Here is a 15334-nt window from a genome sequence, read left to right on the forward strand (position 1 = left end):
GAGGCCTCAGATGAGGCCTTGCTTGCTCGCCGCGTAGACCGCCTCCGCCCGGCGACTCACACCGAGCTTGCGCATGATGTTGCTGACGTGGAACTTCACGGTGGTGGCCGAGATGAACAGCTCCGCACCGATCTTCACGTTCGACAGGCCGGCGGCGAGGAGCTTCAGCACTTCGAGTTCGCGGCCGGTCAACTGTTCCGCGGGAGCGGCCTGCCCGTTGAGCGACCGCACCACCGCAGCCGCGCTGCGCGAGTCGAAGGCGCTCTCACCACGGGAGACGGCACGGATGGCGCGCACCAGTTCGGTGGTGTCGACGTCCTTGACGACGTAACCGCGAGCACCGGCGTGCACCGCCCGCACGACGAGTTGCTCGTCGAGGAAGGTGGTGAGCACGAGCAGCCCGATCCCCGGATGCGCGGAGGACAGCCGGCCGCACAATCCCAATCCCTCGAAATCCGATCCCGCCGAGAGCTTGAGGTCGAGCAGCACGATGTCGGGACGCATGCGGTCGACGAGCGCGAGAGCCTCCGCGTCCGTCGACGCCTCCCCCACCACCTCGAGATCAGGTTCGCGGTCGAGGATCGAACGGAGCCCCTGGCGGAGGATCGCGTGGTCGTCGACGAGTGCGATACGCACCGTGCCGGGCCGAGCCCGGGGGGTTGCCTGCGGCGGCGTGACGGTCATGACGATTCTCCCACCTGTTGAACTACAGCGTTGTCCTGCAACGGGATCCGGGCTGCGATCCGCACTCCGCCGAGCCTGGAACGCCGCACCTCGAGAGCACCACCGAGTTCCCGGGCGCGCGCTTGCATGTTCGCGAGGCCACGATGATTCCCGTCGAGGCCGTTGGCGGCCAGTCGCAACATCACTCGCAGACGCGCCGGGTCGCCGTCGCCGTCGTCGGCCACGGAGAGCAGGACCGCGTCGCCTCCGTAGGCGAGCCGCAGCACCACACGACTCGCGTTGGCGTGGACCGCCGCGTTGAACAGTGCTTCGCCGGCGATCCGGAGCAGGGCGTGCTCGGCCTCACCGGTCAGCTCGACCGGCGTGCCGGCCATCCTCGTCCTCACCTCGAGTTCGCCCGGCATGTGGGCGACACTGAGCTGTTCGAGCATCTCCGGCAACGACATGCGTTCGGCGTCCGACGGCCGGTTCAGCGCGTAGATCGCCGACCGCAACTGCTCGACGGCACCGCGCGTGAGCTCCTTGGCGAGGTCGAGCCGCTCGCTGCGTTCGGCGTCGGGGATGTCGCTGCGGCACACCTCGATCTGCATACCTGCGGAGAGCACGGCCTGGGTGACGCTGTCGTGGAGTTCCCGGGCGATGCGATGTCGTTCCTCGTCGAGCGCCTGGTTGCGGTGGGCGACGCCGAGCTGCCGCTGTGTGAGCGCGAGTTTCTCGAGGGTGTCCTCCAGTTCCTCGTTGCGTGCCTGCAGGTCGGCGGCGGAGCGGTTGGCTTCGCGGTAGGCCTGTTCGGCGCGCTCGAGGAGGAGTTGCCCGCGCTGGTAGAGCGCGGAGTTCTGCAATGCGACCGCCGTCTGGCTGGCGAGGATGGACAGGACGGCGCGGTCGGTGGTGTCGAGGGCACGGTGATCCGGCGTCCACGCGGCGATGGCGCCGACGACTCCCCCGCCCAGGACGATGGGTACGAACGCGTGGTGGTTCTCGACCAGCTCACGACGCTCGGCAGCACCCGTGCGCACGGCGTCGAGCAGCGCGACGACCTCGTCGGGCAGGGGCGGCCCCTCCACGTTGTCGACGAGGAAGGGAGTGGCGTCGGGGCCGAGCACGAGCCTGCGCGGACCGGCATCGGGCAGGACACCGTCGGCGAGGGCGAAGGCGACCCATGTCGCACTCAGATGCGCGCGGGCGGCTTCGGCGACGGCGCAGATGAGCGTCTCCGGTCCCTCGACGGTGCGCACCAGAGCCCGGGAGATCAACTCGAGTGCGTGGACGACGCGTTCGAGGCGCTCGGCGGCGCCGCGGTACTGCGGATAGAAGGTCGACTTCCCGGAGCGGAGTCCGGTCAATGCCGACAGGTCGGGAGCACTCACATCGCCGTCCGGAACAACTCGATCATCTGGTCGTGGGTCGCGGTGCGCGGATTCGTCGACATGCACGCGTCGCGCAGAGCGCCCTCGGCGAGTCGCGGGAGGTCTTCCTCACGCACGCCGAGTTGCCGCAGTCCACGCGGCACGCCCACCTGCCGGGCGAGTTCGTCGATGCGCGAGGCGACGGCCTCGACGGCGTCGGGTGCGGCGCCACGCGCCTCCTCCAGACCGAGGGTCGCCGCGACCTCGACGAACGGCCGGGGATCGTCGGCGCCGTTGAACCGGATGACGTGCGGCAGCAGCACCCCGTTGACGACCCCGTGCGGCAGGTCGAGCAGACCGCCGACCTGGTGACTCATCGCGTGGGCGGCGCCGAGGATCGCATTGGTGAACGCGAGCCCGGCCTCGAGACTCGCCTGGGCCATGGTGGCACGGGCAGGCATGAAGGTCGGGTCGTCGATCGTGCGCACGAGCGTGCCGGTGACCATGCCGACCGCGCGCAGTGCGTGATGGTCGGTGAGCGGGTTGTGGGCACGGGAGACGAACGCCTCGATGCCATGGGTGAGAGCGTCGAGTCCGGTGGCGGCGTTGAGGTCGGCGGGCATGGTGGTGAGCAGACGCGGATCGATGACCGTGAGGTCGGGGACGAGCGACCGCCCGATGATGGTGATCTTGCTGCCCCGCGCGGTGTCGGTGACCACGCAGAACTGGGAGACGTCGGCTCCCGTGCCGGACGTCGACGGCACCATGACCATCGGTGGGATGGGCAGCGGCGCGCGGTCGACTCCCTCGTAGTCGAGGATGTTGCCGCCGTTGGCGGCGAGGATCGCGACACCCTTCGCCGCGTCGATCACCGAGCCGCCACCCAGCGCGACGAGGACGTCGCAGCCGCGCGCCCGGTACAGCTCGTGGCCTGCCGCGACCTCGTGGTCCTTCGGGTTGGGGGTGAGACCGGCCCACACGGTGGGTTCGATCCCCTGCTCACGCAGGTGCTGCAGGAGCTCGTCGGCCCAGCCCGCCTCGATCAGCCCCGGATCGGTGACGAGCATGGGACGGACACCGCCCAGCCGGACGGCGGCGTGGGCCGCTTCGACGAGCGAACCCTCCCCGAAGACGATCTCGGGTGCGTGGAACTTGACCAGGGCGGGACCCGCACCGGAACGGCCGCCGTGAGGGGCCGCGTGAGCACAGGGAGAGGTCGTGTTCTGGTGTCCCGGCATGACGACGGCCACTGTTCGCTCCTGACGATCCGCGCACCTGCGTGATCCAGCTTACGGTGCGCGGGCTCTCGGGCGGAGCGGGCACGGGGCGCACCGGACCGATGGCGGGGTCGGCACCTGTCCGACAGGGTAGGTCACCGGCGTCCGCCTTGTCCGCGCCGAGTACGTCACTGCCCTCCGGTGTCGCCCATCACGGCGCCTTCGCGGCGGGGGTCGGCGCCCCCGATCCATCCCTCGTCCCGGCGCAGCAGCGCGCTCAGACCACTGGACTGCGGGGCGACGGACACTTCGTGACCCATGTCGCGGAGTTGCCGCACGAGCGGGTCGTTCGCTCCGTCGCCGGCCCCGTCGATCGCCGGATGTTCGCCACCCACCCCGGTGACGGGGGTGTTGGCGGCGCCGAACGACACGGCCGAAACGGCCTGCTGCGGGTCGAGTCCCCAGTCGAGGGTGTTCACGAGCGTCTTGACGACGAACTGGATGATCACCGAACCACCCGGCGACCCGACCACCATGTGGATGTCGCCGCGACCGCCGTCGGGTGTGCGTTCGAAGACGAGCGTCGGGGCCATCGAACTCCGTGGCCGCTTGCCCGGTTCGACGCGGTTGGCGACCGGAAGACCTTCCTCGTCGACCGGTTCGGCCGAGAAGTCCGTGAGCTGATTGTCGAGCAGGAAGCCGTCGACCATGTGGAACGAGCCGAACGCCGATTCGATCGTGGTCGTCATCGATGCGACATTGCCGTAGCTGTCGGCGACCGAGATATGGCTGGTGCCGTGTTCGGGACTCTGCGGCGGCATGCCGAGCGGGACCGGACCGAAGTCGCCGGGCCGCGCCTTCCCCATGCTCTTGCCGGGGTCGATCAGGGCTGCGCGTTCGGACAGGTAGTCCGGGTTCACCAGGGTGTCGAGCGAGCCGCCCGGCAGGGGGACGAAGTCGGCGTCGGCGACGTACTTGTCGCGATCGGCGTAGGCGAGTCGTTCGGCCTCGGAGATCAGGTGCACCGCCTCGGCGTCGGGCACGCCACCGTCGGTATCGACATCGTGCGGCGATATCGAGGCGAGATCGAAGTTCTCGAGGATGCCGAGCGTCGCGGCGACCGCCATACCTCCCGACGACGGATTGGGCATACCGCAGATCTCGTAGTTGCGATAGGGGGTGCACAGCGGTTGCCGTTCCTTCGCCTCGTAGGCGGCAAGGTCCTCGAGGGTCATCGTTCCGGGTGTACGCCCACCGGAGTCGGTGCCGGTGGCCTCGACGATGCCGGCCGCGATGTCGCCGGTGTAGAAGGCGTCGGCGCCACCGGTGGCGATCGCCGAGAGCGTCTTGGACATGGCGGGATTCGTGAGGGTTTCACCGGCCGGCTTGGGCGAGCCGTCGGACTGCAGGAAGTAGGCGCGGGCCTCGTCGTCGACCGCGAGTTGCGGGGCGGAATCGGCGATCGACTGCGCCAGGCGGTCGCTGATCACGATGCCCTGATCCGCGAGATCGATGGCGGGACGGAACAATTCGCCCCAGTCGGTGCGTCCGTGCTCCTCGTGGACCTTCTCGAGCATCCGTACGGCGCCGGGCACGCCGATCGACCGGCCGCTGGCACGGGCGTCGGGGCGGGGTTCGGTGCGGTCGGTGTCGCTGATCCAGCGCAGATAGTTCTCGGTCGCGGACATCGGGGCCGTCTCGCGACCGTCGTATGCCGTCACCTCGCCGGATTCGGCGTCGTAGTACACCAGGAAGGCTCCTCCGCCGATGCCCGACGACTGGGGTTCGACGAGACCGAGGACCATCTGGGCGGCGACGAGCGCGTCGGCGGCGGTCCCGCCGTCGCGCAGGACCTCGCACGCCGCCTCGGTGGAGACCGGGTTGGCCGTCGACACGGCATAGGAGGAGGTGGTCACCGGGGTCATACCGGCGCGATAACCGGTCGCGATCTCGGGATTCGTCGAGATGTCGCGATCCCCGGTCTCCGCCGGTTGCTGCGTGTCGGCGACCGGGGTGCCGTTCGGTTCCGCGGTGCAGGTCGCCGCCGCTGCGGTCTCCTGCACGTCGGCGGTGCCGTCGGGTTCCGTATCGCCGGACGCGGATGTACACGCACCCAGGAGGGCGATCGAGACGGCTGTGGCGAGGGCCGCGCGGACACCGGACCGGACTCTCGAGGGCTGAACCATCCACCGACGGTAACCGGGCGTGTGAGTGCCCGTAGGGAATTCGACCGCGATCCGCTCACGTCCGCACACCGGACCCCTTGACACGGCCGTCGCCGGGGAGCATCCTTTATTCAACCAGACGGTTGATAAACCGGAAGGTTCATGAAGCGGAGGCGATCGTGCACGACGGCGAGACGGACGACACCGCGCTCGACCTGGCGTTCACCGCCCTGGCCGATCCGGCCCGCCGCCGCATCGTCGCCCGGCTCAGCCGGGGCCCGGCCACGGTCACCGAACTCGCGGAACCCTTCGAGATCACCACACAGGCGATCTCGAAACACATTCGGGTGCTCGAACACGCCGGTCTCGTCACGCGCACACGCGATGCCCAGCGCCGGCCCGTCCACCTGAATCCCGCGCGGCTGGAGATGCTGACCTCCTGGATCGACCGCTACCGGTTGGTGAAAGAGCAGCAGTTCCGCGATCTCGACGCCGCGCTGGCCCGGGAAGCGGCCGAACACCACCACAGGACCGAACACCATCACCGGGGCGCGTGACGCCCCGACACCGGAGGACTGTCATGAGCAACGCACTCACCCTCTCGGTCCCGGAAGGCGTCCCCTTCATCGACTACGAGCGGGAATTCGATTTCCCGGTCGCGGACGTCTTCCGCGCCCACAAGGATCCCGATCTCGTCGCCCGCTGGCTCGGCCCGCGAGCCATGGAGATCGAGATCGAGCAGTTCGACTTCCGTACCGGAGGCTCGTACCGCTACCGACACTCGGACGAGCGCGGAAGCTACCGCTTCGCCGGAGTCTTCCACACCGTGCGCGACAACGAGTTCGTCGTCCAGACCTTCGAATACCTCGGATTCCCCGACGTGGTGAGCCTCGAGACGCTCACCTTCGTCGACCTCGGCGACGGACGCTGCAAGCTCGTGGGACATTCGGTGTACCCGAGCACGGAGGCCCGCGACGGGATGGCGCAATCGGGCATGGAGACGGGTCTGTCCGAGGGGTTCGAGCAACTCGACGAAGCCCTGGCGCAGGAGACCGCCTCGCGCTGAGCTCCCCGGACCCGGCCGCTCACCGCAGTGCGTGGCCGAGTTCGGCGGCCTTCGCGAGCAGTTCCGCACCGTCACGGGCGACGACCACCTCGTCGCACAGTTCGGCGTAGTCGGGCATCGCGCAGGTCGCCTGCGGCCAGTACCGCTCCGGTTCCGGCGTGATCCACGCGAGACGGTGCACCCGGCGACGGAGTTCCTCGAGCCGATCGACGCGCGGAGGCAGGCCGTTGCAGCGCCCGTCCCCCACCACCAGCACCGACGTCCGGCCGTCGATCGATCCGGAGTGCTCGGTGAGCAGTTCGTCGAACATCCTTCCGTAGTCGCTGCTCGCTTCGAGATCGACTGCGGGATGGGCGAGTACGGCGGCCAAGGCACCGTCGCCGTCGGCGGCGAGCAACTGTTTCGTCACGTCCACCGGACGATCGACGAAGGCGACCACCCGGCACCGATGCGCCCGCCCGTTCATCGCCTGGGCCAGCCGGAGCGTGAACGCGGTGACGGGGCGCACCGACAACGAGACGTCCGCGAGGACGAGCAGCCGCACCCGGTCGGGACGGGGCGCACGGACGACGAGCCTGAACGGCACCCCGTCGGTCCGCATCCCCGCCCGGGCGGTCCTGCGCATGTCGAGCCGTCCGCGGGTGCGCTCACGCGGATGGGGACGGACGGGACCGCGCATCCGGCGCAACACTTCATGGCACGCCAGCTCGATTTCGGCACGGTCGATGCCGGCGGTGTCGTGCGATTCGGGTGCCTCGACGCCTTCGATCCCCGGCACCGCGGCAGCGAGCGAGGCGACGAACGCTTCGACCGCGTCGACGAGGCGCGCGAGTTGCGATTCGGAGAGGGGTTCGTCGAGAACCTCTCCCCCGTACGTGCGGTGCGGGTCGTAGGCGTCGAGCCACGCGAGGATCGTCGCCGGATCGTCCCAGGACAGCGATCCGACGACCGCGGCCCCCGGTTCACCGGACAGATCGCCCACGGTCGTGGTCGCCGCGTTCTCGACGTCGACGGTGTAGGTGACGCCGCGACGACCCGAGTCCGCGCCCGTGTCCACCGACAGGTCGGCGTCGGAGGACGTCATCGACACATCGTCGTCGTCCTTGTGCGGGTTGAACCCTTTGCGGGCCTCCGGGGTGTCGAAGTGGTCGCCGACCTCGGCGGCGCGTTCGTTGTACTCGGCGTAGCGCGCGATGCTCGGATCGTCGCCGATCTCGAGCGCGGCCGGCAGCGACTCCGCGAACCGGGCCCGGGCAGGCCCGCCGCCGGTCGCGGCGATCGCGGCGTCGACAGCACCGAACAACTCGTCGAAGGCGCGCTCGAAACCGGCCCTCTCGTGCGGATACTTGGCGCACACCGCCCGCAGGCACGCGCGCAGTACGTCCCTTTCGCGGGCGGGAACCAGGTCGAGCACCCGGCGTACTTCGATGCTCTCGGCCGGCGACGCCGCGACACCGTGGCGGCGCAGGAGCATGCCGAACACCGCCGCCACCACGTCGAGCACGTAGCGGGGGCGACGCTCGTCGAGCGCGGTCACCCGTCCCACTCGGGATGTGTGCATCGCGGGGTCACCCCCGAAGTCCGCTACCCGCGGCGTCGCGACCGCCACCACCGCGTCCCCGGAAGGCGGCGGTCGTGGTGTTCGCCGGGCGCGATGCGACCGTCACCCGTTCGTTCGACGGAACCGGTTCCGACGTCATCGGCTCTGCTGCAGCGGTTCCGGTTCCCCCATCGCCGAGTCGGGCCTTCACGAGGTCGACGTCGCCGGTGTACTTGAGCAGCGTCGCCAACAGCACGTCGCGCATGCCGCCCAGGGAATCCGGGTCGTCGGCGTCATGTCCCATCACCGTCGCCGCACGCGCGGCGTCGATGACCTCCGAGATCGACGGGCTCTTGCGCAGCGGCAGATCGCGCAGGGTCCGGGACAGGTCGACGATCCGGTGGGCCGTTCCCGGTCGTACGTCCGGCACCCGCGCGGTGACGATCTCGCGTTCCCGTTCGGGTGTCGGGTAGCCGACGTGGTAGTGCAGGCAGCGACGCTTGAGTGCCGGCGACAACTCGCGAGTGTCGTTGGAGGTCAGGATCACCCACGGTGTGGACCGGGCGGTGAACGTGCCGACCTCGGGGATCGTCACCTGCCGTTCGGCAAGCACCTCGAGCAGCAGCGCTTCCATGGATTCCTCGGTGCGGTCCACCTCGTCGACGAGCAGGACCACGGGCTCCTCGGAGAGCACGGCCTCGAGCAGCGGGCGGACCGACAGGAACGCCTCGGAGTACAGACCGAAATCCTGCTGCGCGAGGAAGTTCGACGCATCCGCGAGGTCGGTGTGGCCGGCGAGCAGTTCACCGATACGGTCGCGCAGCATCTGCACGTGCAGCAGTTGTCCGGCGTAGTCCCACTCGTACAGAGCGCGGCTGTCGTCGAGCCCTTCGTAGCACTGCAACCGCACCAGTTTCCGGCCACCGACCGCGGCGAGCGCCTTGGCCAGTTCGGTCTTGCCGACCCCGGCGGGCCCTTCGAGCAACAAGGGCCGCTCGAGTGCGGTGGCGAGGTGCACGACGGTCGCGAACTCGTCGTCGGCGATGTAGTCGTGCCGGCGTAGCGCATCCTTCAGTTCGGCGCCCGAGGCGAACGGGGTCATCCGGAGTCTCCTTCTCTGGCGTGGTCGCGGCGGAGCAGGTGCTCCCGGGGCGCAGGGGTCGCCCCGGGAGCACGGGTTCTCAGTAGGACCGGTTGATGCAGTGGTCGACCACCGGGATCATCGAGTCGACCGTGACCTCGCGGGGGTTGCCCGGGGTGCACCAGTCGCCCTGGATATGTTCGGAGATGGCCCGGACGGTCTTCTCGTCCCCGGTGATGACCTCGCCGCGACCGGCGTACTTGCCGGTGTTCATACGGTTCTTCTCGTACGAGTCGACTCGCACCTGGCCGAAGTTGTCGGGGATACCGACGTCCTTCGCGAGGCGGATCGCCGCGTCGACCGCGGCGTCGGCGGCCTGCACGGTGGTCATGTTGCGGGTGTCCACGCCCATCGCGCTTGCGATGCGGGCGTAGTGCTCGTACCGGGAGGGCAGGTTGTACTCCCATACCCGCGGCAGAGCGATCGCATTGTTGAGTCCGTGGTGGCTGTCGAAGAAGGCCGAGGTGGCGTGCGAGATCGAGTGCACGATGCCGAGGCCGCCGGAGTTGAAGGCCTGCGCGGCGATGTACTGGGCGTTCATCATGCCTTCGCGGGCCTTGAGGTTGCGCGGCTCGAAGACCGCTTCGCGCAGGTGCTTCGCGACGAGTTCGATCGAGTACAGGGCGTTGCCGAGCGACGGGGCGAAGTCCAGTCGTGAGACGTACGGTTCGGAGCCGTGGGCGAGGACGTCGAAGCCGCAGTACGCGGTGAAGTGCTGGGGGCAGCTGTAGTAGAGCAGCGGGTCGTCGATCGCGAGGGTGACGATCGTGGCCTCGTCGAAGCCGACCCACTTGTGCGGGTGGTCCATGTCGGAGGTGTCGGTGATGACGTAGGCCCAGGACGTCTCGGAGCCGGTGCCGGCCGTGGTCGACACGGCGATGTGCGGCGGGTTCTCCTTGTTTGTGGATTTCGCGAAGCCCTCGAACTCGTTGATGTTGCGACCGTCGTGGGCGATCACGACACGCGCACCCTTCGCGGCGTCGTGACTCGAGCCACCACCGACGGAGATGATCGAGTCGCATTTCTCCTTCTGGTAGAGCGCCGCGGCTTCCATGACGTTGTAGTCCTTGGGATTGGACTCGACCTTGTCGTAGAGGACGACCTCGACACCCTGGTACTCGATCTTGCCGATCAGTTCCTCGATGATCCCGGAGCCACGCAGGCCGGTGGTCATCAGCAGCGTGCGCTCGAAACCGAGGTTCTTCGCCTCGACGCCGAGGATGTCGTGGGCGCCGACACCCATCAGCGCGCGGGGAAAGGGGTGGAACTCCTTGATCGGGAAGTCCCAGATCTGATTGAGCTCGATTGCCATGGTGTATCTCCTCGCAGAGGGGTTGTACCGGACCGGGAGTGTGATGTGGACCTCATCCGTGATTCACCATCGACCAGAGGCGAGAGAGGTGAAAGACACAGCGGCCGAAACCGTCCGGTCGCCGTGGGGTCACCACCCGTTCGGGTAGGGCGCCTCCCGCTGACCGGGTGGGCGCCACACCCACCCGAGCGGTGCCGGTACCGTTTTCCTCATCCCATACGCGCTGGTAACCTGAATTAGAACACGTTCTAGATTCGGTCGTGCGCGGCCATCTTGCAGGAGAGGACGAGAACCACCCATGACGACTGTCGAGGTGCCCCACGGCTCACGCTCGGTGATCCTCACCGTGTCCGCCGTCGTCCAGGAGACCGCCGATACGCGGTCGATCGTGTTCGCCGTCCCGGACGAGCTGCGCGACAAATTCGCCTACAAGCCCGGCCAGTTCCTCACCCTGCGCATCCCGAGCGAACAGACGGGCTCGGTGGCCCGCTGCTACTCGCTCGCGAGCTCGCCGTACACCGACGACGCCCCCAAGGTCACCGTCAAGCGCACTTCCGACGGTTACGGCTCCAATTGGCTGTGCGACAACATCGCGGCCGGACAGACCCTCGAGGTGCTCCCTCCCGCGGGTGTCTTCACTCCGAAGTCCCTCGATCACGACTTCCTGCTCTTCGGCGCCGGCAGCGGCATCACACCGGTGATCTCGATCCTCAAGTCCGCGCTCACGCAGGGCAGTGGCAAGGTCGTGCTCGTCTACGCCAACCGCGACGAGAAGTCCGTCATCTTCGCGGAGGAGCTGCGCGCGCTCGCGGAGAAGTACCCGACGCGCCTGACCGTCGTCCACTGGCTCGAATCCGTGCAGGGCCTGCCCACGGCCGACCAGCTCGCGGCGCTTGCGGTGCCCTACGAGTCGTACGAGGCGTTCATGTGTGGTCCCGGGCCGTTCATGGACACGGTCCACCAGGCACTGAACACCGTGGGCATGCCCCGCGCCCGTGTCCATGCCGAGGTCTTCAATTCGCTCTCGGGCGATCCCTTCGCCGACCAGGCACCGGTCGAGATCAGCGACGAGGAGGCGGCCGACGCCGCGACCGTCGAGGTCGAACTCGACGGCGTGGTCCACGAGCTGTCGTGGCCGCGCAAGCAGACCCTCGTCGACATCATGCTCGCGAAAGGTCTCGACGTGCCGTACTCCTGCCAGGAGGGCGAGTGCGGCTCGTGTGCGTGCACCGTGCTCGAGGGCAAGGTCGAGATGGAGAACTGCGACGTGCTCGATCCCGAGGACATCGAGGCGGGCTACATCCTGGGTTGCCAGGCCCGGCCGGTGACCGACCACCTCAAGATCGAGTTCTGAACCGGCAGGCTCACACCCCCGCGGAAGTGCCCGGCGCCGCCGAACGGACAGGCACGGGCACTTCCCGCATCCCGCTGGAGTCGGGCTTCGGCTTGCGCACGAGCACGCCGATCCCGGCCACGAGCGCCAGCACGGCGACGATCACGCCGTAGCCGACGGCAGTGGACGTCAGCCCGAACGATCCGGCCGCCACCCCGGCGGCCATCGCGGGCACCGAGAACGCGAAGTAGCAGACGACGAACGTCGTTGCGAAGATCCGGCCGCGTTCGTGAGGTCGGCCGAGCGAGCCGACCACGCCCATGGCCGCGACGAAGGTCGAACCCCAGCCCACACCGGCGACGGCAGTACCCGCGTAGTACACCGCGACCCGTCCCGTGAGGAGCGCGGTGATCACCGCGGTCAGTCCCGTCGCGAGCAGCACGGCCCCGAGGACCACGATGCGATGCGGGTCGCGGCGAGCCGTGGTGACTGCCGCAACGGTGCCCGCCGTGAACAGCGTGCCGATCGCCAGACCTGCGGCAAGGCGGTTGTCGATACCGAACACCGAATCGACGATCGACGGCCCCAGCGACATGTACAGCCCGCCGAGTGCCCACGCCGACATCAGGCTGGGCAGGATGAGCAGATAACGGCCCCGGACCTCGCGGGGCACCGACGCGCTCGGTACCAGGCTCCGCACAGCGTCGAGTCGCGACGGGAAACCCACCGACGGCGACGTCTCCGGCACGAAGACGAGCGCCATCGCCAGTACAACGGCGAGAACGCCGACGACCGCATAGCTCAGGACCGTGGGGAACGGTGCGAACTGCACGAGCACGCCCGCTCCCGCCGCGCCGAGCGCGAGTCCGAGCGACGGCGCGGCGGTGTTGATCAGCGGACCGATGTGCCTGTTCGGCTGCATCTCGATCACGGCGGCGGCCAGCGCGCTCGTCGCCGCGCCCACCGCGAGACCCTGCAGGATCCGCGCGAGCAGCAGCCACCCCACACCCGGGGAAGCGATGAACACGACCATGCTCACCGCGAGCAGCAGCAGGGCCGTCATGATGACGGGTCTGCGTCCGACGTGGTCGGACAGCGATCCCACCGTCACGAGGGCCGCGAGCAACGCGAGCACGTAGACCGCGAACACCACCGTCAGCATCGCGGCGGAGAATCCCCACATCTGCTGGTAGACGGGATACAGCGGTGACGGTGCCGACGACGACGCGGTGAGGGTGAACGCTCCCAGGCCGACCACGGCGAAACCGAACGAACGGATACGGCCATGGGGCTGCACGGGAGCAGTCATCGAACCTCCAGACGACGATCGGCGCGTTCCGCGCGGAAGTCGAACGATGCGCCCCCGCGCGACTCGGGTGAACACCCCTTCACCAACATACTTCGCTCGACGAAGTATTCCTCGGGCACCTGACCGGAGACTCAGAGGGAGGTGGCGTCCTCGACGTCCTCGTCCCGCACGTCCTCGGGAGCGGCGAGCAGGGCGCGCCCCGCGGCGAAGACCGCCGCCGCCGGCGGCAGCTCGCCGGGTACACCGCTGCGGAACACGTCGACACGGCCCGAACCGGTGGCGGGTCGTCCGAGCGCATCGATCCGGCGCAGCGTCTGCCGCGCGACGGCCTCGGCGCTGTCGAACAGGCGCACCCCGGCCGGGAGATGCGCGGTGATGGTGTCGGCGACCAACGGATAGTGGGTGCAGCCGAGAACCACGCCCTGGACGTCCTGCGGGGTGCGTTCGGCCGCCGACGCGACCGCTGCGGCGACCGCCACCCGATCGCCTGCGTCGATGGCGTCGGCGAGTCCATGGCACGCCACGCCGACGACCTCGGCTCCGTTCGCGAACTGCTCGATCAGATTCGCCTGGTACCTGCTCGCCGTGGTCGCGGCGGTCGCCCAGATCGCCACCGAATCGCACGCCGCGGCCGCCGGCTTGACCGCGGGGACCGTGCCCACCACGGGCACCGACGGACCCAGATCGGCCCGCACGTGTTCGAGAGCGGTCACCGAGGCGGTGTTGCACGGGAGCACGACGACCTCGGCGCCGCGATCGACGGCGCGGCGGGCGGTGGTGACGACCCGGTCGATCACCCAGTCGGACGACTTCGGCCCCCACGGAGCGCCTTCGGGATCCGTCGACAACATGAGGTCGAGGTCGGGACGCAACCGTCGCAGCCACGCGGACGTCGGCAACAGCCCCAGACCCGAGTCGATGAGCGCAACGATCACCCTACGAATCTAGCGGGTCGCGCCCGCCCGGCCCGACGGCGGCCGGGAGCGACCCGCAGGCCCACTCCCCTATGCGGCGGCTGCGAGCAGCTCGTCGATCGGGGTGCCCGCGGCGATCTTCGCGCGCGACTTCATGACCAGCGCGGGCAGTCCACCGCCCACGGCACCGACGAGTCTGCCGTCGCGCTCGTAATACGCGAGGAACTTGCGCCCGTCGTCGCGCACGACATGCACCGTGTCGCCGGCCGTGACCGTCCCGAGGCCCTGGATCTTGATGTCGTACTGGTCGCTCCAGAAGTAGGGCACCTGTGCCGCGGCCCCGGATTCCAGGCCCATGAGCGTCTTCGCGAGGACGGACGCCTGCTCACCGGCATTCGTCCAGTGCTCGATGCGCCTGCGCCCACCGGCCGGCACCTGCCACGACGCGACGTCGCCGACAGCCCACACGTGCGGGGTGGAAGTGCGGCCCGTGCCGTCGCACACGACCCCGTTGTCGACCTCGACACCCGATCCTTCGAGCCACTCGGTGGCCGGGATCGACCCGATGCCGAGCACCACGAGATCGACGTCGATCTCGCTGCCGTCGCCGAGGACCGCGGAGGTGACGCGCTCGTCGCCGCGGATCTCCGAGAGGCCGACCCCGGCCCGCACGTCGACTCCCTCGGCGGTGTGCAGCCGGGTGACGAGAGCGCCGACCTCGGTGCCGAGCACCGACGCGAGCGGGGTGGGCTGCGGCTCGACCAGTACGACCTCCACTCCGCGCGCCCGCAGGCTCGCCGCGACCTCGCACCCGATGAATCCGGCTCCGACCACCAGCGCGCGGGCACCCGGAACGATCGCCTCGCGCAGTGCTCGGCTGTCCTCGAGCGAACGCAGGACGTGGACTCCGGAGAGATCCGGGAGACCGGGGATACGGCGGGGCCGCAGGCCTGTGGCGACGACCAGTTCGTCGTATCCGAGTTCGGTTCCGTCGGTGAGCGTGAGGGTGCGCGCCGCGGTGTCGACCGACCGGGCGGCGGCACCGAGCTGCAGCTCGATGCGGTTCTCGTCGAAGAACTCCCTCGGACGGAGGGTCGTGTCGTCGCGATCGCCGCGCAGGACCTCCTTCGACAGCGGCGGGCGGTCGTAGGGCAGGTGCGTCTCGTCGCCGACGAGCACGACGTCGCCCTCGTACCCGGCACGCCGCAGTTCCTCGGCGGTACGGACCGCCGCCAGACCCGCGCCTACGACGACGACGCGCTCCGGCGTACCCTCGGTCTCCCGCTCGTTCGACACCTTCGGCC

General features: G+C 69.2%; 13 protein-coding genes. 3 read left to right on the forward strand and 10 right to left on the reverse strand.

Going from position 1 to position 15334, the window contains the following annotated elements:
* Positions 1-6: 6 nt before the first annotated feature.
* From PV766_RS14795 to ggt, 4 genes are all read right to left on the reverse strand, one after another.
* Complete coding sequence (locus PV766_RS14795) at positions 7-684, reverse strand: MadR family response regulator transcription factor (RefSeq protein ID WP_421097296.1); 678 nt, start codon at positions 682-684, stop codon at positions 7-9.
* Positions 681-2054: a MadS family sensor histidine kinase gene (locus PV766_RS14800; protein WP_016933913.1), complete on the reverse strand. Its 1374-nt coding sequence runs from the start codon at positions 2052-2054 to the stop codon at positions 681-683. The genes PV766_RS14795 and PV766_RS14800 overlap by 4 nt, the downstream gene beginning before the upstream one ends.
* A complete protein-coding gene (locus PV766_RS14805) occupies positions 2051-3283 on the reverse strand; it encodes an iron-containing alcohol dehydrogenase (protein WP_064062543.1) in 1233 nt (410 codons plus the stop codon). The genes PV766_RS14800 and PV766_RS14805 overlap by 4 nt, the downstream gene beginning before the upstream one ends.
* A 155-nt stretch (positions 3284-3438) precedes the next feature.
* Positions 3439-5436 (reverse strand): gamma-glutamyltransferase, encoded by a 1998-nt coding sequence (gene ggt / locus PV766_RS14810; protein WP_421097297.1) that lies wholly within the window; start codon positions 5434-5436, stop codon positions 3439-3441.
* 158 nt (positions 5437-5594) lie between these two features.
* On the opposite strand from ggt, the gene PV766_RS14815 reads away from it, so the two are divergent.
* Positions 5595-5972, forward strand: a complete 378-nt coding sequence (locus PV766_RS14815; protein ID WP_421097298.1) for an ArsR/SmtB family transcription factor — start codon at positions 5595-5597, stop codon at positions 5970-5972.
* A gap of 23 nt (positions 5973-5995) precedes the next feature.
* Positions 5996-6481 carry an SRPBCC family protein gene (locus PV766_RS14820; protein WP_129977328.1) on the forward strand — a complete coding sequence of 162 codons (486 nt, stop codon included), beginning with the start codon at positions 5996-5998 and terminating at the stop codon, positions 6479-6481.
* Between the two features lie 19 nt (positions 6482-6500).
* On the opposite strand, the gene madC is transcribed toward PV766_RS14820, so the two are convergent.
* From madC to mdo, 3 genes are all read right to left on the reverse strand, one after another.
* On the reverse strand, positions 6501-8042 hold the full coding sequence (madC, locus tag PV766_RS14825; RefSeq protein ID WP_421097299.1) for a MadC family VWA domain-containing protein: 1542 nt from the start codon (positions 8040-8042) through the stop codon (positions 6501-6503).
* Between the two features lie 7 nt (positions 8043-8049).
* Complete coding sequence (locus PV766_RS14830; RefSeq protein WP_421097300.1) at positions 8050-9123, reverse strand: MadB family AAA-type ATPase; 1074 nt, start codon at positions 9121-9123, stop codon at positions 8050-8052.
* Positions 9124-9202: 79 nt separating this feature from the next.
* Positions 9203-10474 (reverse strand): NDMA-dependent methanol dehydrogenase, encoded by a 1272-nt coding sequence (mdo, locus tag PV766_RS14835; RefSeq protein WP_064062548.1) that lies wholly within the window; start codon positions 10472-10474, stop codon positions 9203-9205.
* Between the two features lie 298 nt (positions 10475-10772).
* On the opposite strand from mdo, the gene PV766_RS14840 reads away from it, so the two are divergent.
* Complete coding sequence (locus tag PV766_RS14840) at positions 10773-11828, forward strand: ferredoxin--NADP reductase (protein WP_064062549.1); 1056 nt, start codon at positions 10773-10775, stop codon at positions 11826-11828.
* 10 nt (positions 11829-11838) lie between these two features.
* Here the strand turns inward: PV766_RS14840 and PV766_RS14845 are convergent, their stop codons facing one another.
* The 3 genes from PV766_RS14845 to PV766_RS14855 form a co-directional block, all read right to left on the reverse strand.
* A complete protein-coding gene (locus tag PV766_RS14845) occupies positions 11839-13116 on the reverse strand; it encodes an MFS transporter (protein WP_064062550.1) in 1278 nt (425 codons plus the stop codon).
* Between the two features lie 131 nt (positions 13117-13247).
* A complete protein-coding gene (locus tag PV766_RS14850) occupies positions 13248-14051 on the reverse strand; it encodes a glutamate racemase (RefSeq protein WP_064062551.1) in 804 nt (267 codons plus the stop codon).
* Between the two features lie 69 nt (positions 14052-14120).
* Positions 14121-15326: an NAD(P)/FAD-dependent oxidoreductase gene (locus tag PV766_RS14855; RefSeq protein WP_421097301.1), complete on the reverse strand. Its 1206-nt coding sequence runs from the start codon at positions 15324-15326 to the stop codon at positions 14121-14123.
* Positions 15327-15334: the final 8 nt, after the last annotated feature.

The sequence above is a fragment of the Rhodococcus sp. As11 genome (assembly GCF_048957735.1).
Classification (GTDB): Bacteria; Actinomycetota; Actinomycetes; order Mycobacteriales; family Mycobacteriaceae; genus Rhodococcus; species Rhodococcus gordoniae.